The organism is Lysobacter daejeonensis GH1-9 (assembly GCF_000768355.1).
Classification (GTDB): domain Bacteria; phylum Pseudomonadota; class Gammaproteobacteria; order Xanthomonadales; family Xanthomonadaceae; genus Aerolutibacter; species Aerolutibacter daejeonensis.
Genome location: NZ_AVPU01000006.1, coordinates 138,895 through 162,008 on the forward strand (window position 1 = coordinate 138,895; position 23,114 = coordinate 162,008).

At 68.3% G+C, this 23,114-nt stretch carries 19 protein-coding genes; 8 read left to right on the forward strand and 11 right to left on the reverse strand.

Annotated elements, in window-relative coordinates:
* Positions 1 to 5: 5 nt before the first annotated feature.
* Both N800_RS05505 and N800_RS05510 read left to right on the forward strand, forming a co-directional pair.
* A complete protein-coding gene (locus tag N800_RS05505) occupies positions 6 to 2,516 on the forward strand; it encodes a penicillin-binding protein 1A (protein ID WP_036135646.1) in 2,511 nt (836 codons plus the stop codon).
* A 113-nt stretch (positions 2,517 to 2,629) separates the two neighbouring features.
* The gene (locus N800_RS05510) at positions 2,630 to 3,256 is read left to right on the forward strand and encodes a hypothetical protein (protein ID WP_198032476.1); all 627 of its coding nucleotides are present in this window, start codon (positions 2,630 to 2,632) and stop codon (positions 3,254 to 3,256) included.
* Between the two features lie 63 nt (positions 3,257 to 3,319).
* Here the strand turns inward: N800_RS05510 and N800_RS05515 are convergent, their stop codons facing one another.
* From N800_RS05515 to N800_RS05560, 10 genes are all read right to left on the reverse strand, one after another.
* On the reverse strand, positions 3,320 to 3,928 hold the full coding sequence (locus tag N800_RS05515; RefSeq protein ID WP_036135648.1) for a hypothetical protein: 609 nt from the start codon (positions 3,926 to 3,928) through the stop codon (positions 3,320 to 3,322).
* Positions 3,929 to 3,933: 5 nt separating this feature from the next.
* The gene (locus N800_RS05520) at positions 3,934 to 5,235 is read right to left on the reverse strand and encodes a citrate synthase (protein ID WP_036135769.1); all 1,302 of its coding nucleotides are present in this window, start codon (positions 5,233 to 5,235) and stop codon (positions 3,934 to 3,936) included.
* 255 nt (positions 5,236 to 5,490) lie between these two features.
* Positions 5,491 to 5,733 carry a type B 50S ribosomal protein L31 gene (locus tag N800_RS05525; protein ID WP_036135651.1) on the reverse strand — a complete coding sequence of 81 codons (243 nt, stop codon included), beginning with the start codon at positions 5,731 to 5,733 and terminating at the stop codon, positions 5,491 to 5,493.
* 72 nt (positions 5,734 to 5,805) lie between these two features.
* Positions 5,806 to 6,741, reverse strand: a complete 936-nt coding sequence (locus N800_RS05530) for a nucleoside hydrolase (RefSeq protein WP_036135653.1) — start codon at positions 6,739 to 6,741, stop codon at positions 5,806 to 5,808.
* A 29-nt stretch (positions 6,742 to 6,770) separates the two neighbouring features.
* Positions 6,771 to 8,903 (reverse strand): ATP-dependent DNA helicase RecG, encoded by a 2,133-nt coding sequence (gene recG, locus N800_RS05535; protein ID WP_036135656.1) that lies wholly within the window; start codon positions 8,901 to 8,903, stop codon positions 6,771 to 6,773.
* Between the two features lie 23 nt (positions 8,904 to 8,926).
* Positions 8,927 to 9,310, reverse strand: coding sequence for a RidA family protein (locus tag N800_RS05540; RefSeq protein WP_036135660.1), 384 nt, complete (start codon positions 9,308 to 9,310; stop codon positions 8,927 to 8,929).
* A 68-nt stretch (positions 9,311 to 9,378) separates the two neighbouring features.
* Positions 9,379 to 11,559, reverse strand: coding sequence for a RelA/SpoT family protein (locus N800_RS05545; protein WP_036135662.1), 2,181 nt, complete (start codon positions 11,557 to 11,559; stop codon positions 9,379 to 9,381).
* Between the two features lie 122 nt (positions 11,560 to 11,681).
* A complete protein-coding gene (gene rpoZ, locus N800_RS05550; protein ID WP_036135665.1) occupies positions 11,682 to 11,981 on the reverse strand; it encodes a DNA-directed RNA polymerase subunit omega in 300 nt (99 codons plus the stop codon).
* Between the two features lie 194 nt (positions 11,982 to 12,175).
* Complete coding sequence (gene gmk / locus N800_RS05555; RefSeq protein WP_036135771.1) at positions 12,176 to 12,790, reverse strand: guanylate kinase; 615 nt, start codon at positions 12,788 to 12,790, stop codon at positions 12,176 to 12,178.
* A gap of 2 nt (positions 12,791 to 12,792) precedes the next feature.
* Positions 12,793 to 13,653, reverse strand: coding sequence for a YicC/YloC family endoribonuclease (locus tag N800_RS05560; protein ID WP_036135667.1), 861 nt, complete (start codon positions 13,651 to 13,653; stop codon positions 12,793 to 12,795).
* 77 nt (positions 13,654 to 13,730) lie between these two features.
* On the opposite strand from N800_RS05560, the gene rph reads away from it, so the two are divergent.
* From rph to N800_RS05585, 5 genes are all read left to right on the forward strand, one after another.
* Positions 13,731 to 14,474 (forward strand): ribonuclease PH, encoded by a 744-nt coding sequence (rph, locus tag N800_RS05565; protein WP_036135668.1) that lies wholly within the window; start codon positions 13,731 to 13,733, stop codon positions 14,472 to 14,474.
* A gap of 22 nt (positions 14,475 to 14,496) precedes the next feature.
* Positions 14,497 to 15,114: an RdgB/HAM1 family non-canonical purine NTP pyrophosphatase gene (rdgB, locus tag N800_RS05570; RefSeq protein ID WP_036135669.1), complete on the forward strand. Its 618-nt coding sequence runs from the start codon at positions 14,497 to 14,499 to the stop codon at positions 15,112 to 15,114.
* 41 nt (positions 15,115 to 15,155) lie between these two features.
* Positions 15,156 to 16,319 (forward strand): radical SAM family heme chaperone HemW, encoded by a 1,164-nt coding sequence (gene hemW, locus N800_RS05575; protein ID WP_036135670.1) that lies wholly within the window; start codon positions 15,156 to 15,158, stop codon positions 16,317 to 16,319.
* 173 nt (positions 16,320 to 16,492) lie between these two features.
* Positions 16,493 to 18,718, forward strand: a complete 2,226-nt coding sequence (locus N800_RS05580; RefSeq protein ID WP_052107952.1) for a DUF1631 domain-containing protein — start codon at positions 16,493 to 16,495, stop codon at positions 18,716 to 18,718.
* Positions 18,715 to 19,050 carry a PilZ domain-containing protein gene (locus N800_RS05585; RefSeq protein ID WP_036135672.1) on the forward strand — a complete coding sequence of 112 codons (336 nt, stop codon included), beginning with the start codon at positions 18,715 to 18,717 and terminating at the stop codon, positions 19,048 to 19,050. The genes N800_RS05580 and N800_RS05585 overlap by 4 nt, the downstream gene beginning before the upstream one ends.
* A gap of 14 nt (positions 19,051 to 19,064) precedes the next feature.
* Here N800_RS05585 and N800_RS05590 read toward each other — a convergent pair whose 3' ends face one another.
* The gene (locus N800_RS05590; RefSeq protein WP_232227547.1) at positions 19,065 to 21,737 is read right to left on the reverse strand and encodes a bifunctional diguanylate cyclase/phosphodiesterase; all 2,673 of its coding nucleotides are present in this window, start codon (positions 21,735 to 21,737) and stop codon (positions 19,065 to 19,067) included.
* Between the two features lie 10 nt (positions 21,738 to 21,747).
* Between N800_RS05590 and pepQ the strand changes: the two genes are divergently transcribed.
* Positions 21,748 to 23,073 carry a Xaa-Pro dipeptidase gene (gene pepQ / locus N800_RS05595; protein ID WP_036135674.1) on the forward strand — a complete coding sequence of 442 codons (1,326 nt, stop codon included), beginning with the start codon at positions 21,748 to 21,750 and terminating at the stop codon, positions 23,071 to 23,073.
* The last annotated feature ends 41 nt before the right edge of the window (positions 23,074 to 23,114 follow it).

Here is a 23,114-nt window from a genome sequence, read left to right on the forward strand (position 1 = left end):
CCCAGATGCCCCCACTCCGCCGCCTGTTCCGCTGGGCGCTGGCCGCCTTGGCCGGCCTGTTCCTGCTGGGCCTGGTCGCCGTTGGCGTCCTGTATTACCTGATCGCGCCCAACCTCCCGGACGTGGAGACCCTGCGCGACGTGGAAATGCAGGAGCCCATGTACGTCTATTCCCGGGACGGCAAGCTCATGGCGCTGTTCGGCGAGACCCGGCGCTATCCGGCGAAGATCGAGGATGTGCCGCAGCGGCTGAAGCAGGCCTTCATCGCCATCGAGGACGCCCGCTTCTACCAGCACCATGGCGTGGACTACAAGGGCACGTTCCGCGCGGTGTGGCTGTTGGCCACCACCGATGGCAAGCGCGTCCCCGGCGGCTCCACCATCACCCAGCAGGTGGCTCGCCAGTTCTACCTGAGTTCGGAAGTCAGCTACACCCGCAAGCTGACCGAGATGTTGCTGGCCATGCGCATGGAGCGCGAGCTGAGCAAGGACGAGATCTTCGAGCTGTACCTCAACAAAAGCTTCTTCGGCAACCGCGCCTACGGCGTGGCCGCGGCCGCCGAGTTCTACTACGGCAAGAAGCTGGACGAGCTGTCGCTGGACGAAATGGCCTCGCTAGCGGGCATCCCCAAGTTCCCGTCCAGCGGCAACCCGCTGAGCAACCCCGAGCGCGCCAAGGAACGCCGCGACTACATCCTGCAGCGGATGGCGGAGCTGAAGTTCGTTTCCCGTGACGAGGCGGAGGCGGCCAAGTCCGTGCCGATGCACGCGTCCCCGCACGAACGCCCGGTGGAGATCGAGGCCCCTTACGTGGCCGAAATGGTGCGCCAGGCGATGGTCGACAAATTCGGCGCCGAGGCTTTGACCAAGGGCTACCACGTAACCACCACGATCGACCCGGTGCTGCAGGCAGCCGCAGACAAGGCGCTGCGCGATGGCCTGCACGTCTATGACGTGCGCCACGGCTGGCATGGGGTGGAGAAGCACGTCGACCTGGCCGAGGGCGAAACCGCCGCACAGGCGCGCACCCATCTGCGGGGCTTCACCTCGCAGGCTGCACTGCGCCCGGCGTTGGTGCTGGGCACGGGCGACCGCACCGCCAGCGTGGCGCTCGCTGATGGCACTACCCTGGAGCTGGGGCCGGAGCAGGGCTGGGGTGGACGCAACCCGGCCAGCCTGGTCAAGCGCGGCGACATCGTCCGCGTGACCCGGATCGAAGCCCCCGCTGATGCCAAGCCCGCCGCCGCGCCCGCCGCCGTGCGTTACCGCCTCACGCAGATCCCGCGCGCCCAGGCGACGCTGGTGTCGCTGGATGCCGATACCGGCGCGCTGCGCGCACTGTCTGGCGGCTACAGCTACGCCGGCAACAAGTTCAACCGCGCCACCCAGGCACGCCGCCAGCCCGGCTCGAGCTTCAAGCCGTTCGTCTACGCCGCGGCGATGGAGCGCGGCTTCAACCCGGCATCGATCGTGCTGGACGCACCGGTGGTGTTCAAGGACCGTCGCGGGCACGTGTGGCGTCCGCAGAACGACAGCGGCAACTTCGCCGGCCCGATGCGCCTGCGCGAGGCAATGGTGCAGTCCCGCAACCTGGTGTCCGTGCGCCTGCTGGACGCCATGGGCGTGGACTATGCACGCAAGTACATCAGCCACTTCGGGTTCCCGGAGTCGGAACTGCCGCCCAACCTGTCGATGTCGCTGGGCACCGCGTCGCTGACTCCGATCTCGGTGGCGCAGGGTTACGCCGCGTTCTCCAACGGTGGCTTCCGGATCACCCCGTGGTTCATCGACGAGGTGAAGGACCGCGACGGCGCCGTGCTGTTCAAGGAAAAGCCGGCCATCGCCTGCCGCACCTGCGCGGTCGGCGCGACCACGGCAAAGGCCGTTCCGGCCACCGGCACGGTCGTGGACGGCTTCGACCTCGGTCCGGCCGGCGGCGCGGCCACCGCGGCCAAGCCGGCGGCCAAACCCGAGACCAAGCCTGCCCCCGCGGCGGCGCCCCTGGACCTCGACAAGCTGTCCCTGGCCCCGCGCGCGATCGACAACCGCATCGCCTACCAGATCGTCTCGATGCTGCGCGACGTGGTGCTGCGCGGCACCGGCACCGCGGCCAAGGTGTTGGAGCGCGAGGACGTCGGCGGCAAGACCGGTTCCACCAACGACCACCGCGACGCCTGGTTCTCGGGCTTCGGCGGCCCGCTGGTGACCACCGTTTGGGTGGGCCGCGACAACTTCCAGTCGCTGGGCTACCGCGAATATGGCGGCAAGGCCGCCCTGCCGATCTGGATCGACTACATGCGCGTGGCGCTCAAGGACCAGCCGATCCGCGCCAACGATCCGCCCGACGGCATGGTGCAGGTATCGGTGGGCCCCGGTGGCCGCCTGATTCCCGACGGCGGCGGGGGCATCGTCGAATGGGTCAAGGCCGAGGACCTGGAACGCATGGAAACCTATGTCGACTACGGCCCGGAAGAAGCCGAAGCGCCGACGGAAGAAGAGTCCTTCGACATCTTCTGACGTGTGGTAGGGTTTGATGGTCGGCCCTCGTGGCCGACCGCGGCGGTTCCCGCCTGCGCAGTGCAGCCGCGGAGGTCCTCGTGAGCCACGCCCGACAGCACGCCCACCTGCACATGCAGACGCGCACACGTGAGCGCCGCCACCGGTTGGCGCATGAAGCGGCCCGCCTGATGGCAGAAGGCGGTATCCGCGACTTCCACCAGGCCAAGCTCAAGGCCGCTGCGCGGCTGGGCATCCACGACGACGCTTCCCTACCCCGCAATCGCGAGATCGAGGCGGCGCTGCGCGAGTACCAGCGGCTGTTCCAACCCGGCAATGTCGACGCGATCAGGCAACGGCGCGAAGCGGCGCTGCGCGCCATGGAGTTCTTCGGCGGTTTCGACCCCCGACTGGTCGGACCGGTACTGGAGGGCACGGCCGACCTGCGCAGCCCGGTGGCGCTGCACCTGCACGACGACGATCCCGACGCCGTGCCCCGCTTCCTGGAGCAGCACGGCATCCCCGCCGAGGCGCGCAGTCGCCGCCTGCGCCTGGACCGCGAGCGCGAGGGCGACTTCCCGGTGTGGGTGTTCGGCGCCGAGGAACTGGCCTTCGACGTGACCGTGCTGCCGCGCGCCGTACTGCGCCAGGCCCCGCTGTCCAGCGTCGACGAGAAGCCGATGCGGCGCGCTTCGGCCGCGCAACTTCAACAGTTGCTGGTGGAAGAGGACATCAGTGGTTTTGAACAGAGCCGGGACTGATCCCTCACGACTGATCGCCCAGTGTCATGGCACCTCTCTCACGGTAGGCCTTTGTTGCTGTAGTCAGGCCAGGAGGCGCCTGCCGCGCCGGTGTCTGGCGTAGCCGAACACGTTGAGCTCGATCACTACGAACGCCGACAGCCACAGCAGCGCATCCCAGGCATCCAGCCAGGCGTGCAACGGTTCGGGCCCAGTGGCGCCTTGGATCGCCCACGCAAGCAGGAAACCGACGAGGGTCACATAGAGCACGACTGCGCACGCGCGGCGCCCACGATGCAACCGCACGCCCCCTGCCGGCAGTCGTACCTCCAATTCCAGCAATGCCACGATGCCGAGCCACACCATCTCGTTGGCGAAGTCGAGCCATTGCCGTTCCAACGCATAGCCGACGCAGGCCACCAGCACCGCCAACGCGGCAATCGCACGCACACCATGCAGCGACGAACGCCAACGCGCTGGCAGCGGCCAGCCGCCGGTCTCCCACTCGAACAGCATCAGCAACACCAGCCAGGCCGTCGTATCCACCAGCTCGGTCAGGCGTCCGAACAGCGCGTACAGCACCACGTCGCCAGCCAGCAGCGTGTACATCAACCACTTGAAAACGACGAAGCCGCGGCGAGGCCGCGGCTCCATCATTGCGTCGGCGCGTGCGCCGGACAGCGGTTGCTCCATGCGGATCAGCGCTGGTCGAAGCCCACGTAATCGCGGACCGGCGAGCCGGTGTAGATCTGGCGCGGACGGCCGATGCGGGCTTCCGGATCGGTCTGCTGCTCCAGCCAGTGGCTGACCCAGCCGGCGGTGCGGGCGATGGCGAACATGACCGTGAACATCTCGGTCGGGATGCCCAGCGCCTTGTAGATGATGCCCGAGTAGAAGTCGACGTTCGGGTAGAGCTTGCGCTGCACGAAGTACTCGTCCTTCAGCGCAGCCTCCTCGAGCTTCATCGCAACCTCGAGCAGCGGGTCGTTGATGCCCAGCTCGCCCAGCACCTTGTGGGTCATCTCGCGGATGATCTTGGCGCGCGGGTCGAAGTTCTTGTAGACGCGGTGGCCGAAGCCCATCAGGCGGAAACCCGACTCCTTGTCCTTGGCCTTGGCGATCGCCGAACCCACGTTCTCCGGACGGCCGATCTCTTCCAGCATCTTGAGCACGGCTTCGTTGGCACCGCCGTGGGCGGGCCCCCACAGCGCGGCCACGCCGGCAGCCACGCTGACGTACGGGTTGGCCCCGGTCGAACCGACCAGGCGCACGGTCGAGGTCGAGGCGTTCTGCTCGTGGTCGGCGTGCAGGATGAACAGCAGGTCCATGGCCTTGGCGGCCATCGGGCTGAGCTCCAACGGTTCCGACGGCACTTCCTTCATCATGTGCAGGAAGCGCGTGGTGTATTCGAGGTTGTTCTTCGGGTAACGGATCGGCCAGCCGATGGAGTAGCGGTAGCAGGCGGCGGCGATCGTCGGGATCTTGGCGATCAGGCGGATCGCGGCCAGGCGGCGCTGCTCCGGGTCCTCGAGGTCAAGGTCGTTGTGGTAGAAGCTGGCCAGCGAACCGAGCATGCCGGTGAGCATGGCCATCGGGTGCGCGTCGTGGCGGAAGCCGTACAGGAAGGTGCGGAAGGCCTCGTGCATCATCGTGTGATGCGTGACCTCGTGCTCGAACGAGGAGAACTGCTCCTTGGTCGGCAGCTCACCGTGCATCAGCAGGTAGGCGACTTCGAGGAAGCTCGACTTCTCGGCCAGCTGTTCGATCGGGTAGCCGCGGTACAGCAGCACGCCGGCGTCGCCGTCGATGTAGGTGATGGCCGACTTGCAGCTGGCCGTGGCGCCGAAGCCCGGGTCGTAGGTGAAGCAACCGGTTTCCTTGGGCAGCTTGGCGATGTCGATGCAGGGCGCGCCCAGGGTCGGGTGCTGCACGGGCAGGACGACGGTCTTGTCGCCAGCGGCAAGGGTGACCTGGTCCAGGCCAGACTTGTTATCGGACACGAAGCACTCCTCGGTCTGCGCACCACGGGAGCACCGCGGCACGTAAGGGGGAAGGGAGCAGGTCCGACCCGGCGGCATGCGTCCAACCGGTTCGGCCTTGCAATCGTGAATTATCGCACAACGTCCCAGAGTCCGGACTCTGACTTTAGTCAGGCCGAAGCGTGTGCATTCCGTTCGCGGCGCGTATTTGGCGTATGGCCGGAAATGCAAACGGCCGCCCGGAGGCGGCCGTCTGGCATTGCGGAGCGACGGCGATTACTTGCCGTAGCGCTTGCGGAACTTGTCCACGCGGCCGCTGGTATCCACGATCTTGTGCTTGCCCGTGTAGAACGGGTGCGAGGCCGAGGAAATATCGACCTTGATCAGCGGGTACTCGTTACCGTCTTCCCACTTGATCGTCTCCTTGGAGCCGAGCGTCGAGCGGGTCAGAATCTGGTAATCGGTGGTGACGTCCTGGAAGACGACTTCGCGGTAATCGGGATGAATGCCGGCCTTCATGGCTCACACCAGTAGCTAAACAGGAAAGAGCGGCATTGTAGCCCGCGATGACGCCGTGGGCAACCCCTCAGATCAGCCGGCCGCCAGGGCGGCCCGGATCAGGCCTTGGAAACGCTCCTGGTCGTAGCGCAGCAGCACGCGGGCATTGTCGGAGCGTCCGGTCTGGCGGTTCCAGTCGACCACCGTGGCGCCGCGGGTGTGGCGCCCTTCCAACTCCACCACCACCGGCCGCTCCACCTGCTCGACGGCGCCGTCGGGCTGCAGTGCGAAGGCCATGGCCAGGGCGTCGGCCGAATGCCAGTAGGCGCCGCGCCGGTCCGCGGACCATTCGCGGGTCTTGCGCGAGATGGCGTCGTAGAAGCGCGCGCGCGGCGAGTCCACGCGTAGCCAGCCCACCACGTCGTCGTGCAGCAGGCCGTGGGCGATGGTCGCCTCCCAGTCGGCCAGGTCGAGGTGCGGGAACGCGCTGAACACCACGTGCGCGGCTTCGGGGTCGAAGGCGATGTTGAACTCGGCGGCGGGGGTGATGTTGCCGTGCGCAGTGACCGCGCCGCCCATCACCACCAGACGCGCCACACGCTGCGGCAGCGTCGGGTCCAGGCGCAGCGCCAGGGCGAGGTTGGTCAGCGGCCCCAGCGCCACCAGCAGCAGCCGACCGGCGTGCTCGTGCGACAGGCGCAGGATGGCCAGCGCGGCGTGTTCGGCCTGCGCCTGCGCGGCGGCGGGCACGTAGCCCACGTCACCAAAGCCATCGGCGCCGTGCACATGCGCGGCATCCTCGGCCTCGTGCACCAGCGGCGAGGTGCAACCGGCGAACACCGGCACGTCGACGCCGGCGACTTCGCACAGCTTGAGCGCGTTGGCCACGGTGTGGCGCAGGCCGACGTTGCCCGCGGCAACGGTGAGGCCTACCACGCGGTGGCGCGGATCGTTGAAGGCCATCAGCAGGGCCAGCGCGTCGTCCACGCCGGGATCGGTATCGATGAGCAGCGGAATCGTGTCGGTCATGTGGGGATTATGCGCATATCCAGTTGGAATCAAGCCGAGGCGTAGCGCGCGGCGCCGCCTACCCAGCGCGCGACGATGCGCTCGGCAATGTCGGGCGACTCGGCCAACAGCCGCTCGCCCAGTGCCTGCACGCGCGGCAGCAGGTCAGCATCGCGCGCGAGGTCGGCCACGCGGAAGGCCGCCAGTCCAGTCTGGCGGGTGCCGAGGATTTCGCCGGGCCCTCGTAGTTCAAGATCCTTCTCGGCGATGACGAAGCCGTCGTTCGTCTCGCGCATGGTCTCCAGCCGTTGCCGGGCGAGCTGCGACAGCGGCGGCTGGTACAGCAGCACGCAGCTGGACGCGGCACTGCCGCGCCCTACCCGCCCGCGCAACTGGTGCAACTGCGCCAAGCCCAACCGCTCGGCGTTCTCGATGATCATCAGCGAGGCGTTGGGCACGTCCACGCCCACTTCGATGACGGTGGTGGCCACCAGCAGGTCGATCTCGCCACGCTTGAACGCGAGCATGGTGGTCTGCTTGTCGGCAACCTTCATGCGTCCGTGCACCAGGCCGACGCGCAGCGCGGGAAGCTGGCGACCGAGCTCTTCGTACGTCGTCTGCGCGGCCTGCGCCACGACCTCGTCGCTGTCGTCGATCAACGTGCAGACCCAGTAGGCCTGGCGACCTTCGGCACAGGCCTTGCGGATGCGTTCGACCAGGTCAGGGCGTCGCTCCGCGCCGAGCGCGACGGTCTGCACCGGCGTGCGGCCGGGTGGCAGCTCGTCGATGGCCGACACGTCCAGGTCGGCATAGGCAGCCATCGCCAGCGTGCGCGGAATGGGCGTGGCGGTCATCACCAGCTGGTGTGGCACGACCTGGATGCGATCGCGTACGCCATCGGCCAGGACGCCTGCGCCCTTGTCGCGCAGCGCGAGGCGCTGGTGCACGCCGAAGCGGTGTTGTTCGTCGACGATGGCCAAGGCCAGGTCACGGAACGCCACGCCTTCCTGCATGAGCGCATGCGTGCCCACCACCACCTGCGCCCCGCCGGACGCCACCGCCTCGAGCACCTTGGCGCGCGCGCGTCCGGTGACCTTGCCTGCCAACCAAGCCACGTTGACAGCCAATGGCTCCAGCCAGCCACGCAGGTTCGTGAGGTGCTGCTCGGCCAGCAGTTCGGTCGGTGCCATCAGCGCGGCCTGTCGCCCCGCCGCGACGGCCATCATCGCGGCCATCGCGGCCACGACCGTCTTGCCGGAGCCGACATCGCCCTGCACCAGCCGCAACATCGGCGAGGGCCGCGCGAGGTCGGCACGGATCTGGGCGAACACGCGCTGCTGCGCCCCGGTCAGTGCAAACGGCAGTGACGCGCACAGGCGCTCGGCCAGCGCCATATCGCGCAGCACCACGGCCGCATGCGCCTGCTGCGCGATGCGCTGGCGGCGCAGGCTCAGGTGATGGGCCAGCAGTTCCTCCAGCGCCAAGCGTCGCTGCGCCGGATGTGTGCCGGCCAGCAGCGCCGCCACGTCGGCGTCGGGCGGCGGTCGGTGCACGGTGAGCAGGGCCTCGCGCAGCGTGGGCAATTGCAGCTCGGTGCGCAGGCGCTCGGGCAGCAGCTCCAGGGCAGCCGCCTCGGGCAGTCGATCCAGGGCCAGCCCGATCAGCCGGCGCAGGGTTGCCGGGCCGATGCCCTCGACCGCCGGGTACACGGGATCGAGTGAGTCACCCAGCGCATCGTCGGCGTCGCCCACTACGCGGTAGCTGGGATGGACGATCTCCAACCCGTGTTGCCCCGGCCGCGGGGTGCCGTAGCAGCGCACGCGGACGCCGGGTCGGAACTGCGCCACCTGCGCGGCGCGAAAATGGAAGAACCGCAGCACCAGGGTGCCCCGTGATTCATCGCCCAGCGCGACGCGGAGCATCGGCCGGTAGCGGAAGCCACGGTCCACCGCTTCCACCCGGCCTTCCACCTGCGCCGCCACGCCGGGCTGTAGCGCGGCGATCGTCGTGAGGCGGGTGCGGTCTTCGTACTGTCGCGGCAGTTGCAGCCACAGGTCCTGCAACAGGAGCAGGCCACGCGCCGCCAGCTTCTCCGCCACCTTGGGCCCACAGCCGGGCAATGCCGTCAGCGGCGTTTCACCGATGACGGCGAGTGCGGGCGCGGGTCGGGCAGCGCGGGGCATCCCTCAGGTGGCGCGTAGGCGTCTCAGTCCAGCACCATCACCGCATCGACCTCGAACAGCACGCCACGCGGCAGGCCGGACACTTCGATGGTGGAGCGCGCGGGGAACGGTGCGTTGAAGTACTCGCCCATCACCGCGTTGACCGTGGCGAACTCACCCAGGTCGGTGAGGTACAGGCCGAGGCGCACGATCTTCTCCAGCGAACCGCCCGCGGCTTCGCAGACGGCGACGAGGTTGTCGAAGGCGCGGCGCGCCTGCGCGTCGATGCCGCCTTCGACCACCAGGCCGGTGGCCGGGTCGAGCGGGATCTGGCCGGACAGGTACACGGTGTTGCCGGCGCGCACGGCCTGCGAATACGGGCCGATGGCGGCGGGGGCCTTGTCGGTGTGGATGATCTGGCGGGACATGGGGGCTCCTGGGGACACAGCGTGCAATGCCCCAGTTTAGCGGACGGGCCGCCAAGGCGCGCCCCGACTCAGAAGCGCTGGATGCCCAGCACCACGCCCAGCCGGCGCACGCGGCGCATCACGTCGGCCAGGTGGCGGCGGTCGCGCACTTCAACGCCGAACCGCATCACCGCCAGGTTGGAATCGCGCTCCAGGTACTCGACGCGGTCGATGTTGGAGTCGGCCTCGGCAATGGCTGCGGCCACCTGGGCCAGCGCACCGGGGCGGTTGTCCACTTCGATCTTGAGCGCGGCCCCGAAATCGCCTTCCACCTTGCGGTCCCAGCCGATGGACACCCAGCGGTCCGGCGACTTGCGGTATTCCACCACGTTGGGGCAATCGAGCCGGTGCACGACGATGCCCTTGCCGGCGGTGTGGTAGCCCATGATCTCGTCGCCGGGCACCGGCAGGCAGCAGTTGGCGAAGCTGATCACCCCGCGCTCGCGGCCGGTGATGAGGATCCGGTCTTCCGCTGACGGCGCGCGTACCTCGCGACGTTCGAGCTTATCTGGGGCCGTGCGCACCAGGGCCTGCGCGACCTGCGCGGGCATGCGATTGCCCAGTGCGATGTCGGCCAGCAAGGCCTCGAGGCGCGCGTAGCGCTGTTCGGCCAGGTAGGCATCCATGCGCACCGTCGGCACGCGCTCCAGCGACGTCTCCAACACCTCCAGCGCGCGGTCGAGCATGCGGTGGCCGAGCTGCACGGCGTCCTCATGCTCCAGTTGCTTCAGCTGTTGGCGGATCGAGGTGCGCGCCTTGCCCGACACAACAAACTCCAGCCATTGCGGCTTGGGCGCGGACGACTTGGCGGTGATGATCTCCACGCGCTGGCCGCTGGCCAGCTTGCTGCGCAGTGGCACCAGCTTGCCATCCACGCGCGCGGCGACCGCGCGGTTGCCCACGTCAGTGTGCACCGCGTAGGCGAAATCCAGCGCGGTGGAATTTCGCGGCAGCGCCAGGATGTCGCCCTTGGGCGTGAACAGGTACACCTCGTCGGGGAAGAGGTCGACCTTGACGTTCTCCAGGAACTCCAGCGACGAGCCAGTTGCGTGCTGGGCCTCCACCAGGCCGGTGATCCAGCTCTGCGCGCGGTTCTGCGCGCTGGCCGATCCTTCGCTGCCGTGCTTGTAGGACCAGTGCGCGGCGATGCCGCGCTCGGCGATCAGGTCCATTTCCTCGGTGCGGATCTGCACCTCGATGGGCGAGCCATACGGGCCAAACAGCACGGTGTGCAGCGACTGGTAACCGTTGGCCTTGGGGATGGCGATGAAGTCGCGGAAGCGCGCATCCAGCGGTTTGTAGGCGGCATGCACCACGCCCAGCGCGTGGTAACAGTCGGCCACGCCGCGCAGCACGATGCGGAAGCCGAACACGTCCATCACCTGGGCGAAGTTCTTGTGCTCGGCGCGCATCTTGCTGTAGATGCTCCACGGCGACTTCACCCGGCTGACCAGGCGGTTGATGAGTTTTTCCTTGGCCAGTCGCTGGGCCAGGGTGGCCTCGATCTGCACCAGGGCCTCGCGGCGAACCACTGGCTGGGTGCGGATCCGCTTCTCGATTACCGCGTGCCGCCACGGATGCAGGGCGCGGAAGCCCAGGTCCTGGAGTTCGGCCTTGATCAGGTTCATGCCCAGTCGCTGGGCGATGGGTGCGTAGATCTCCAGGGTTTCACGGGCGATGCGTTCGCGCGCCTCGCTGCTCTGTGCGCCCAGGGTGCGCATGTTGTGCAGGCGATCGGCCAGCTTGATGAGGATCACGCGCAGGTCGCGCGCCATCGCCAACAGCATCTTGCGGAAGCTTTCGGCGGCCGCTTCCTGTCGGTCGCGGAATTGCAGCTTGTCCAGCTTGGTGACGCCATCCACCAGTTCGGCCACGGTGTCGCCGAACTCGGCGACCAGGCCGTCGTAGGTCAGCGGCGTGTCCTCGATGGTGTCGTGCAGGATCGCCGCGACCAGGGTTTCCACGTCCAGCCCCTGCTCCGCCAGCACCTGCGCCACGGCCACCGGATGGGTGATGTAGGGCTCGCCGGACTTGCGCGTCTGGCCCGCATGCGCGGCCGCGCCCACCACCCACGCGCGCCGCAGCAGGCCCAACTGGTCCGGCGGCAGATAGGCCGCCACCCGCTCGAGATCGCGCACGTAGTCCGGCACGCCGGCGTCATGGGACGCAGGCGTCGGGGCCGGACGGATGGCGGTCTCGCGAGGGTTCATGCAGGCAATCTACGCGGCGCAACGCAAGGCGGCAACGCGTACCTGAACGACGGAAACGACGCGGCCCCGCACAGGCGGGGCCGCAGGTACTGGCACGCGCACGGAGCGCGCGCGAAGGGGACTCAGTCGTCGCCCTTGGACATGTCGTCGTCGGCCACGACTTCAGCCGCGGCCCATTCCAGCGCCTCGCGTTCCTTGCGCTCGCGCTCGGCCTTCTCGACGGCGTCGATGTACTCGGGATCGATCCGGCGCGCGGCGATCTCACGCAGGGCAAGCACGGTCGGCTTGTCGTTGGACTCGCTGTTGTCCAGCTGCGGCTCGACGCCGTTGGCCAGCTGGCGGGCGCGCTTGGCGGCCATCATGACGAGTTCGAAGCGGTTGTTGACCACTTCCAGGCAATCTTCAACGGTGATGCGGGCCATGGGGCTCCTGGCGGCCGAGGGCCGTCCATACAAACGCGGTGGGACCGAGGATTATACGGGGCACCGAGTCGCCAGCACAACCCGTTGTTTCAGAAGCGCTTTTCCTCCAGTCATGCCCCACTCCCGGCGGAAGCGGGCAATTTACGGGCTGAGCAACCCTCACTGCGGGCAGCCCCGCCGCGCCCGCAGTGGCCTCAGTCCGCCAACAGCGTGGTGATCAGCCGCCCATGGCGTGCCACCTGCTGCTCGCGGCGCAGCCGGCTGGCAACGAACACAGCACACATCTCGTCCACCGCGGTGGCGAAGTGCTCATTGACGATCACATAGTCGAACTCGCCGTAGTGCGACATCTCCTCGCGGGCGGCGGCCAACCGCTGCTGGATCACCTCTTCCGAGTCCTGGCCGCGGGCGCGCATGCGCTGGTCCAGCGCCTCGCGCGACGGCGGCAGGATGAACACGCTGACCGCGCCCGGAACCTTGTCCCGCACCTGGCGCGCGCCCTGCCAGTCGATCTCCAGCAGCACGTCCTTGCCGGCATTGAGTTGCGGCTCCACGGACTGGCGGGCGGTGCCCTTCCAGTCGCCATGCACCAACGCATGCTCGAAGAAGTCGCCGGCGGCGACCATGCCCTCGAATTCCTCGGCGCTGACGAAGTGGTAATGCTCGGCATGGCGCTCGCCCGGGCGCGGCTTGCGCGAGGTGAACGAGATCGACAGGGCGATATTGGGGTCGCGTGCGAGCACCGCATTGACGATGCTCGACTTGCCGGCGCCCGAGGGCGCCGCGACGATGAACAGGGTTCCGCGCATGGTCATTCGATGTTCTGGATCTGTTCGCGGACCTGGTCAATCAGGACCTTGAGTTCGATAGCCGCAGTCGACGTACGGGCATCCACCGACTTGGAGCCCAACGTGTTCGCCTCGCGGTTGAATTCCTGCAGCAGGAAGTCAAGCCGGCGGCCGACTGCCTCCTTCAGCTTGAGTACGCGGCGAGCCTCGCCGACGTGGGCATTGAGGCGATCAAGCTCCTCTTCCACATCTAGTTTCTGCAGCCACATCACCAGCTCCTGCTCCAACCGGCCAGGGTCGGCGGGCTGGACCAGCTCGGAGAGGCGCGCCTGCAGCTTTGCGCGCTGGCCGGCGCGGATCACCGGCATCAGTTCGCGCACTTCACCGGTAATTGCAGCGATACCGTCCACGCGTTCGATGATCACGGCGGCCAGCTTGGCGCCCTCACGTTCGCGCGCGGCGACGAACTCGTCCAGTACCGCCTCCAGCAGCGCCAGCGCCTCGGCCTGCAGCACCGCCGGGTCGGCAGCCTTGGCCTGCAGCACGCCGGGGAACTGCAGCAGGTCGGTGAAGTCGGTGCGCAGCGCGGGGAACCGCGAGGACATCTTCAGCGCCAGCTCGGACAGCTCGCCGATGCGCTCTGCATTCACCTGCAACGCACCCTCGCCCTCCGGCGTGCGCAGGCGCACGGTCAGGTCCAGCTTGCCGCGCGCGATGCGGGCGGCGACGCGTTCGCGCAGGGCGGGCTCCATCGTGCGCAGCTCGTCGTGCAGGCGCACGCCGATCTCGAGGAAGCGGTGGTTGACCGAACGCAACTCGCACGAAAGCGTGCCCCATTCGGTGTCGCGTTCGCCGCTGGCGAAGGCAGTCATGCTGCGGATCATGCGGTTGTCCTGTCCGGAACCGGGCCGGCGAGGGGCGAATGGTAAACTCGCCGGCCCCAATCCCGGTAATCGCGCCGATGACCAGCTCCCTGCCGCAAGGCGTCACCCGGCCCAGCGGCCGCGCCCCCGACCAGCTGCGCGAGGTGCGCATCGAGCGCGGCTACACGCGCCACGCCGAGGGTTCGGTGCTGGTCAGCTTCGGCGACACCCGCGTGCTGTGCACGGCCAGCGTTGACAACAAGGTGCCGGCGTTCCTGCGCGGCAAGGGCGAAGGCTGGGTCACCGCCGAGTACGGCATGTTGCCGCGTGCCACCAATACCCGCAGCGATCGCGAAGCCGCGCGCGGCAAGCAGGGCGGGCGCACGTTGGAAATCCAGCGCCTGATCGGCCGCTCCCTGCGCGCCTGCGTGGACCGCAAGCTGCTGGGCGAGCGCACCATCACCCTGGACTGCGACGTGCTGCAGGCCGACGGCGGCACCCGCACCGCGGCGATCACCGGCGCCTACGTGGCGTTGGTCGATGCGGTGCGCTGGCTGCAGTCGCGGAAGGAGATCACCCGCGACCCCATCTTCGGCGCGGTGGCGGCGGTGTCGGTTGGCGTCTACCGGGGCGTGCCCGTGCTGGATTTGGATTACGCCGAGGACAGCGACTGCGACACCGACATGAACGTGGTGATGAACGACGGTGGCGGCTTCATCGAGGTGCAGGGCACCGCCGAGGGCCATGCGTTCCGCCGCGAGGAGCTCCAGGCGATGACGGCGCTGGCCGAGACCGGCATTGCCCGCCTGGTGGACATGCAGCGCGCGGCGCTGGCGGGCTGAGTCCACCGCGCTGGAGCCTCGAATGAAATGGGTCCTCGCCTCCAGCAACCCGGGCAAGCTTGCCGAGCTCAACGCGCTCCTCGGCGACGAGGGCTTCACGCTCGTCACGCAGGGGAGCCTGGGCGTTGATGACGTACCCGAAACCGGACTCACCTTCATCGAGAATGCGCTGATCAAGGCTCGGCACGCGGCGCAGGCCACCGGCCTGCCGGCATTGGCCGACGACTCCGGGCTGTGCGTGGACGCACTGAACGGCGCCCCCGGGCTGTACTCCGCCCGCTACGCGGGGCCGGGGGCCGGCGCCCAGGCCAACATCGACAAGCTGCTGGGCGCGCTCGAAGGCGTTCCGGACGAGGCACGCACCGCCCACTTCCATGCGGTGCTGGTGCTGCTGCGCGCGGCCGACGACCCGCAGCCGCTGGTGGTCGAGGGCCGCTGGCACGGCCGCGTACTGCACGCCCGTCGTGGAGACGGCGGTTTTGGCTACGACCCGGTGTTCCTCGATCCGGCGTCCGGGCTCTCCGCGGCCGAACTCGACGCGGCCACCAAGAACCGCGTGAGCCACCGCGGCCAGGCCCTGGCGGAGCTCAAGGCCCGGCTGCGGACGCTGTCGCTGAACGACCCGCTGCGCCCGCGCTGAAACGGCCGGCAACCACCCTGCCGGGGTGGGACAATAAGCAGATGATGCTGACTACCCCGCCGCTGTCTCTGTACGTCCACATCCCGTGGTGCGTGCGCAAATGTCCGTACTGCGACTTCAATTCGCACGAGCGGCGCGGCGCACCGCTCTTCGAGGCCTACGTGGACGCGTTGCTGGCCGACCTAGACCACGACCTGCCGCTGGTCTGGGGCCGCAACGTGCGCACCGTGTTCTTCGGTGGCGGCACGCCCAGCTTGATGCCGCCGGAGGCCATCGACCGCTTCCTGCAGGGCGCCAGCGCGCGCCTGCGCTTCGCGCCCGGCTGCGAGATCACGCTGGAGACCAACCCCGGCACCGCCGAGCACGGCCGCTTCGAGGGCTACCGCGCGGCGGGCATCAACCGTCTCAGCTTCGGTGTGCAGAGCTTCGACGACGGCTGTCTGCAGCGACTGGGTCGCATCCATGACAGCGCCGAGGCGGAGGCCGCGATCAAGCTGGCGCAGGATGCCGGCTTCGACAACATCAACCTCGACCTGATGTATGCCCTGCCCGGCCAGAGCCTGTCGATGGCCGAACAGGACCTGCAGCGCGCCTTCGCCCTGCGGCCCACGCATGTGTCGCACTACCAGCTGACGCTGGAGCCGAACACGGTGTTCGCCGCACGCCCCCCGGCCGGCATCCCCGATGACGATGCCAGCTGGGACATACAGGAGCATTGCCAGGCCTTGCTGGCCGACGCGGGCTACGCGCAGTACGAGGTCAGCGCCTATTCCCAAGCGGGACGGCGCTGCGACCACAACCTGAACTACTGGCGCTACGGCGACTACCTGGGCATCGGTGCCGGCGCCCACGGCAAGCTGACGCTGGGCAGCGAGCAGGCCATCCTCCGGCGTTGGAAGCACAAGCACCCGGCAACCTACATGGCACACGCGGGCACCGCCGCGGCCATCGGCGGCGATGAACGCGTTGCACCGGAAAAGCGCCCCTTCGAATACATGCTCAACGCCCTGCGCCTGGTGGACGGGTTTGCCCTGGCGGAATTCGCGGCGCGGACTGGGCTGGCTCCGGCCGACATCGCCCCGCGCATTGACGCGGCCTGCAGCGCCGGCTGGCTGGAACGCGACGGCGACCTGGTCCGCCCGACCGAACTGGGCCGCCGTTTCACCAACGACGTGGTCAGCCTGTTCCTGGACGAAGCTGCCTGACGGCCCTCCTGTCCGGTTCCGAGTGGGTGTAACGTAAGGGCCATCAGGGGGGGCTTCACCTGGCGCATTCATCCGACCGGTGGTCGTTGGGGGTGGTGCCGGTCCGTGGCCTCGGAAACTTCGACAGGCCAGGTGCAGCCATGGATACCTATGCAGCCCGGGGAGTGCATCCCATGCGGTCAACGCTCGAATCGGCACGGCTGCCACCGCGCGTCCAGCACATCCTCGAACGCGTCCTGACGCTGATGTCCGATGACCTGGCCCGGCGCCTGGAGCGGATGCTGGCCGATTACGAGGAACAGCTGTTCCGCCACGCGGAACAGGCGCGCAATCCGACCCAGCAGACCGTGCACTTCGAGACGCTGCGCAGCGTGCGGGTCAACCGGTCCGACCTGATCCCGCGCTTCCTGCACGAGTTGGAACGCTCGCTCAGTGGCATTCGTCGGCCGGCGGTGAAGGCGGCCGAGGCCCCGCATCCGGTGGCCGGATTCGGACACCTGCGTCTGGTCGAAGACGAGGTGGTGACGGAAGCCGGCGCGCTGCGAGCCATGTCGGTAAGGCACGAGGCGCGCTGCAGCCTGCCGCTGCTGCTGCTGGGTCAGCGCTTCGGCGTGCTGGCGGGTTCGCCGGCCATCGAAGCCGAATACCTGCCTGTGGGGCCCCAGCAACTCTCGCGCATCGTTGCCGAAGCCAGCCACGTGCTGCAGATCAGCCAGGAAGCGCGGCTGGAGTTGTTCCACAGCTTCGACACCCACGTGCTGGGCGGTTATGCGCACCTCGTGGAAGCATTGAATGGGCTGCTGGCGCAGGAAGGCGTGCTGCCCAACCTGTCGTACGTGCCGCTGCGCACGCGCCCGGTCAACCCGGTCGCTGCCGCCGCATCCGCGCAACGGGCGCCGGCGGGCCAACGTGCCGCCACCCCGCCCGCCCCCGCGCTGCAGCGTCCGCACACCGGTTGGCTGGGAGACGAGGACGCCGGCGATGGCAAGGACGAGGATGGCGTCACCTTCCCGCTGCTGCAGGAATTGCTGGCCGGACGCAGTGACCTGATCGGCAAGCTGCGCCCCGAGGTCTCGCCCCCGCTGCGCCAGCAGATGTCGCCGACCGACGTGCAGGCCGCCCTCGAGGCCCAACAGAGCCTGAGTCGCACACCGCGACCGGGCCCTACCGGCCTGTCGGACCTGCGCCAGACCCTGCTTGCCCATGGCCGCCGCAAGTACGGCGAGGCCATCACCCTGTCGCAGGAGGACAGCGACGCCATCGAACTGCTGGGCATGCTGTACGCCGAGCTGGCGCGTGACGTCCGCCGAGAATCCTCCAGCAGCTCACTGCTCGAGCGCCTGCAGGTGCCCCTGCTGCGCGTGGCCCTGCAGGACCACGGCTTCTTCGCACGCACCCACCACCCCGCGCGGCAGTTGCTGAACGCGGTGGCCGAGTCCGGCGCCAGCTGGCTCGCCGACGATGAGCGCGATCCGGTGTTGGAAGATCACCTCAAGCGCGCCGTCGACCACGTGGTCGAGCACTACCGTGGCGACCCCTCGGTATTCGCGGCGGCCAACCAGCCGCTGCAGGACCACCTGCATGCCATGGCGCGCAAGGCCGAGGTCAGCGAGCGCCGCCACATCGAAGCCGCGCGCGGCAAGGAGAAGCTGGAGGTTTCGAAGCGACGGGCCAAGGAGGTGCTCAACCAGCTCATTGGCCCGCGCGTGTTGCCGCGCTTCACCCATGCCCTGCTGGACCAGGCGTGGACGGACGTGTTGACCCTGACCCTGTTGCGCAACGGCGAGGACTCGGAAGCCTGGCAGCGCCAGCAGGAGGACACGCGCAGCATCATCGCGGCCACCTGCGATGGTGTCGCTGCGCCGAAGGGGCTGGAGCAGCGCGTGATGCAGGGGCTCGGACTGGTCGGCTACCACGGCGAAGAGGCGGCCCTTATCGCCGGCCGGCTGTGCGCATCGGGCGCGCAGAGCTCCGAGGACCCGGGCTCACGGACCGAACTGGCGATGAAGCTCAAGGCGCGCGCGCGCCTGGGCGAGCAGGCCCAGAACGACAAGGCGCCATTGCCGCCCCGCGACGAGGCCGAGGAAGCCTGCTTCCAGCAAGTGTCGCAACTGCCCTTCGGCACCTGGTTCGAATTCGTCACCAACCAGCAGGGCGACGTGGTCCGCCGGCGATTGGCCTGGTTCAGCTCCATCACCGGGCACGTGCTGTTCGTCAACCAGCGCGGCCAGCGCGTGGACGAGCAGACGCTCGACAGCCTGGCCCGCATGATGGCGAAAAACCAGGCCCGGGTCGTCACGGCCACCCGCGGTCGCCTGATCGATCGCGCCTGGCAGGCCACCCTGTCGGCCCTGCGCAACTTCGCCCACCCTGCCCGAAACGCCGAGGTGTCGAAATGACCGAGGAATTCCGCCGAGCGCCGCGCCAGCCCACGCCGGAGGACATCGACGTGGTCGACACCATGACCGACCGCGTCATCGGCCGGCTGGGCAATCTCTCGGAAACCGGCATGCTGCTGATTTCGGGCAGCGGCCTCGTCGACGACGCGCTGTACCAGTTGCGCTTCAACCTGCCCGACGGCAACGGCGGCGAGCCCATTGAAGTGGGCGCGCACCTGCTGTGGCAAAACCTGGCCAGCGCCCCCGGCCAGGCCTGGGCCGGATTCCGCTTCATCACCCTGACCGACGCATCGCAGGCCCGCCTGCGCGGGTGGCTGGCCCCCGTGCACTGAGACCCCGTCAGGCATCAGCCCGCCTGGAACGGCACCACGGTGGGCTGGTGCAGGGCGAAGCCCTGCGCATAGTCCACGCCCAGCGCGACCAGCGCCTGCAGGATTTCCTCGCTGGCGACCCATTCGGCCACCACCTGCAGGCCGCGCTGGTGGCCGATGTCGGTCACCGCGCGGACGATGGCGTGGCTCATCGGGTCGTTCAGCAGGTCGCGGATGAAACTGCCGTCGATCTTGATGATGTCCACCGGCAGGTTCTTCAGGTACCCGAACGAGGACATGCCGGCACCAAAGTCGTCCAGCGCGATGCGGCAACCGGCGTCGCGCAACCGCTCGATGAAGCGCGACACCTGCGACAGGTTGCGCACGGCCACGGTCTCGGTGATCTCGAAGCACACCCGCTGCGGCGCCACCCGGTAGCGCTGCAGCAACTGCAGGATCAGCTCGGTCAGCGACTCGTCCTCCAGGCTGGCACCGGAGACGTTGATGGTGGCCAGCGCCAGGCCATCGCCGCTGGGATGCAGGCGATCGAAATTGGCCAGCGCATTCTCGATCACCCAGCGGTCGATCATCGGCATGAGGCCGTAACGCTCGGCGGCGGGAATGAAGGCACCGGGCACCACCAGCCGACCGGCTTCGTCGCGGAAGCGCAACAGCAATTCAACGCGAGGCTCGCCGCCGTCGGACGGATCGAGCGCGCGCACCTCTTGGTACTGCAGTTGCAGCCGGCCCTCGTCGATCGCCCAGCGTAGGCGGTTGGCCCACTCCATTTCACTGCGACGGCGCGTGGTCTCGTCATCCTGCTCGGAGTAGAAGTGCACACGATTGCGCCCGGCTTCCTTGGCGAGGTAGCACGCGGTATCGGCCTGCGCCATCACATCCTTCAGCGTCAAGCCCGGATGGTCGATCATGACCGCGCCAATGCTCGCGCTGATGGTGTACGTACTCTGCTCCCACACGAAGACGAATCCATCGATGTGCTCGCGGATGCGCTCGGCCAGCAGGCTCGCGCCCTCGCGGTCGCCCACCTGGCAGGCGAGCACGCCGAACTCATCACCGCCCAGGCGCGCCAGGATGTCGCCCCCGCGCAACTGTTCGTGCATCAACGTCGCCAACTGGATCAGCAACTGGTCGCCCGCGATGTGGCCGGACGTGTCATTGATGAGCTTGAACTGGTCGAGGTCGATGTAGAACAGCGCCGCAGCCGGGCCGCCGACCACCACCGACTCGACGACCAGCTCCGCGCGTCGCTCGAACTCACGCCGGTTGAACAGTTCCGTGAGCCCGTCGTGGCTGGCCTGGTAGCTCAGCATTTCGGTCAACTGGCGCTGCTCCGAGACGTCGGTCGCGACCATGAGCCACTGCTCATGCTCGTCGAGCATGGCCGGCGACAGCGACAGGCTGGCCCAGAACCGCTGACCTTCCGCATCGCGCAACGCCACCTCCACCGTGCCAGCGTCATCGCCTCCCGCCGCCACCAGGTGCTCGTGGACCGCCGGGTCTTCAAACAGGGCCGCCAAACCCTGCCCCAGTCGCGCGCGACCCAATCGTGCGCGTGCCGCCTGGTTGGCATAGCTGATCTGGCCGTCCTTGCGATCGGCCAGCAGCACCAGTGCTGGCAACAGCTCGTTGAGCGCGCGGAATCGCTCCTCGCTCTCGCGATACTGGTGGCTCATCCGCAGGCCGAGTTGCAGGGCGCGGTGCCGCGTGGTGGCCAGTGACCACACCAGCAATGCCAGCAGCACGCTGGCCAGCAATCCGGGCCAGAACACCGACTCCCGCCAACCCAAGCCCGCTGGCCGGTAGTCCAAGGGCTGGATCTGCACCTGCCAGACGCGCCCGCCGTAACGCAGCAACCGGTCGAAGGCCGGCGCAGAGGCGCTGGCACGGTGCTGGGAGTTGGAGTCGAACAGCATCTGGCCGGGGCCATCGGTCACGTCCGACACCCGCACCCGCAACGCATCACGGCTTTCGCGCTGGATGGCGCTCTCGATGAGGTCGCGGATCCGGAACGAAACCGCCAAGGATCCCCGCAATCGGTCGCGCCGCTCCGCGGGCGTGTCCGGACGCACGCCGGGGGCGAACACGGGCAGGCGTAAGGTCACTCCTTCGGTCGATCCTCCCAGGGCATCGGTCTGCACCAGGGTGAACGGAGCCGACAGCGCCGGCTGGTCCGTGGCGGTCGAGCGGCGCAGCGCACGCAGGTTGGGCACTTGCCGGGCGATGTCCAACCCCATCACCCGTTCGTTGCCCTGCAGCGGCACCACCCGGGTGGTGATGAAGTGCTCACCGTCCGGCATCATCCGCCGGTCGGCATAGGTCAACGCCAGCAGGCTCGGAAATCGCTCCCGCGGGCGCAGGTTCTCGTAGATGTGCTCGAATTCCAGGGCCGTGACCTCCTCGGAGGTCATGAACAGCGTCTGCACCGTGCGCGACAGCAGGCCACAGGCTTCCAGTTGCGTCTGCAAGGCCTCGAAGCCGCGTTGCGCCAATCCGTCAAAGGCCAGGCGCTGCTCGGCGTCCACGCGCCGCTGCTGCTCCCTGGAGATGGCAACCGTCAGCAGGATCCCCGCCAGCAGCGCAGTCAGGCTCCACACCCAGGCCGTCACGGCCCACGGGCGCACCGCGGGGACACTGGCCGTCGAACGCGGCGAGGTGGAGAATCCGTCAACATCCTTCGACGTCCCCAAGAGAAGCCCCATGACCATCCAAGATCTCGCGATGTTATACCCGCAGCACGTGCAAACCACGTCTGCGCGGACGAGCGAGGCCCTGGCCCGCGGCGGCTACGACCACCTGGTCGTGCCCAGCGGGACCCTGCACTACCATGTCTTCGACGATCGCGATTACCCGTTCGCGACCAACCCGCAATTCAAGGCATGGGTGCCACTCACCCGCAACCCGGGCAGCTGGGTCGTGGCCACGCCCGGCCAGAAGCCCAAGCTGGTTTACCTGCAGCCGGCCGATTACTGGCACGCGGTACCGCAAGCCCCGAGCGGCTGGTGGGTCGACCAGTTCGACATCGTGGTGATCCGCACGCCGGAAGAGGCGTTGCAGCACCTGCCGAAGGATGCGTCGCGCTGCGCCATCCTCGGCGAGCCGCAGAGCGCGTTGGGCGATTTCGTGCCCAACAACCCACCCGTGGTTGTGGATTACCTGGAGTACCACCGCGCGTTCAAGACGCCCTACGAAGTCGCGCTGATGCGTGAAGCCACACGCATTGGCGTGCGCGCGCACCGTGCGGCCGAGCGCAATTTCCGCGCGGGCTCCAGCGAGTTCGGCATCCACCTGGCGTATTGCCAGGCTGCCGGCCAGGATGCCAACGACCTGCCGTACAGCAACATCGTGGCGCTCAACGAGCACGGCGCGGTGCTGCACTACACCGAGCGCGACCGTCTGCCGCCGCGCGATTCGCGCAGCTTCCTGATCGACGCGGGCGCCAGTTTCCATGGCTATGCCTGCGACATCACGCGCACCTACGCCGCCGACACCGCCGGCGAGTTCCAGACGCTGATCGACACCATGGACGCCGCGCAACTGCGCATGTGCGACGAGGTGCGGGCCGGCTTCGACTACAAGCAGCTGCACCTAAACGCGCATCTGGCAATCGCCGGCATCCTGCGCGACTTCGGCATCACGCGCCTCTCGCCCGAGGCCGCGGTGGAGACGGGGGTGAGCAGCGTGTTCTTCCCGCACGGCATCGGCCACGGCATCGGCCTGCAGGTGCACGACGTGGCGGGCTTTGCCGAGAGCGACCGCGGCGGCACGATTCCCAAGCCGGCCGGCCATCCCTACCTGCGCCTGACCCGCGTGCTGCAGCCGGGCATGGTGGTCACCATCGAACCGGGTCTGTACTTCATCGACCTGCTGCTCGAAGAACTGCGACAGGGCGCGCACGCCAACGACGTGGACTGGGCGCGTATCGAGGCGTTCAAGCCCTATGGCGGCATCCGCATCGAGGACGACGTGGTGTGCACCGAAGGTGCGCCGCTCAACCTCACGCGCGAAGGCTTCGCCGCCGCTTAAGGCGCAGGGGCCAGCTGCCCGCAGAAAGCCCGCGGTCTCCC

Excerpts from the sequence above, each read along its gene's own strand:
- gmk (WP_036135771.1), bottom strand. The coding sequence starts at position 12,790 with ATGCGCGGAACCCTGTTCATCGTCGCGGCGCCCTCGGGCGCCGGCAAG.
- N800_RS05560 (WP_036135667.1), bottom strand. The coding sequence starts at position 13,653 with ATGATCCGCAGCATGACTGCCTTCGCCAGCGGCGAACGCGACACCGAA.
- pepQ (WP_036135674.1), top strand. The coding sequence starts at position 21,748 with ATGACCATCCAAGATCTCGCGATGTTATACCCGCAGCACGTGCAAACC.
- N800_RS05530 (WP_036135653.1), bottom strand. The coding sequence starts at position 6,741 with ATGACCGACACGATTCCGCTGCTCATCGATACCGATCCCGGCGTGGAC.
- N800_RS05510 (WP_198032476.1), top strand. The coding sequence starts at position 2,630 with ATGCAGACGCGCACACGTGAGCGCCGCCACCGGTTGGCGCATGAAGCG.
- N800_RS05545 (WP_036135662.1), bottom strand. The coding sequence starts at position 11,559 with ATGAACCCTCGCGAGACCGCCATCCGTCCGGCCCCGACGCCTGCGTCC.
- N800_RS05540 (WP_036135660.1), bottom strand. The coding sequence starts at position 9,310 with ATGTCCCGCCAGATCATCCACACCGACAAGGCCCCCGCCGCCATCGGC.
- N800_RS05515 (WP_036135648.1), bottom strand. The coding sequence starts at position 3,928 with ATGGAGCAACCGCTGTCCGGCGCACGCGCCGACGCAATGATGGAGCCG.
- N800_RS05525 (WP_036135651.1), bottom strand. The coding sequence starts at position 5,733 with ATGAAGGCCGGCATTCATCCCGATTACCGCGAAGTCGTCTTCCAGGAC.
- rph (WP_036135668.1), top strand. The coding sequence starts at position 13,731 with ATGACCAGCTCCCTGCCGCAAGGCGTCACCCGGCCCAGCGGCCGCGCC.
- N800_RS05505 (WP_036135646.1), top strand. The coding sequence starts at position 6 with ATGCCCCCACTCCGCCGCCTGTTCCGCTGGGCGCTGGCCGCCTTGGCC.
- rpoZ (WP_036135665.1), bottom strand. The coding sequence starts at position 11,981 with ATGGCCCGCATCACCGTTGAAGATTGCCTGGAAGTGGTCAACAACCGC.
- hemW (WP_036135670.1), top strand. The coding sequence starts at position 15,156 with ATGATGCTGACTACCCCGCCGCTGTCTCTGTACGTCCACATCCCGTGG.
- N800_RS05585 (WP_036135672.1), top strand. The coding sequence starts at position 18,715 with ATGACCGAGGAATTCCGCCGAGCGCCGCGCCAGCCCACGCCGGAGGAC.
- N800_RS05580 (WP_052107952.1), top strand. The coding sequence starts at position 16,493 with ATGCGGTCAACGCTCGAATCGGCACGGCTGCCACCGCGCGTCCAGCAC.
- rdgB (WP_036135669.1), top strand. The coding sequence starts at position 14,497 with ATGAAATGGGTCCTCGCCTCCAGCAACCCGGGCAAGCTTGCCGAGCTC.
- recG (WP_036135656.1), bottom strand. The coding sequence starts at position 8,903 with ATGCCCCGCGCTGCCCGACCCGCGCCCGCACTCGCCGTCATCGGTGAA.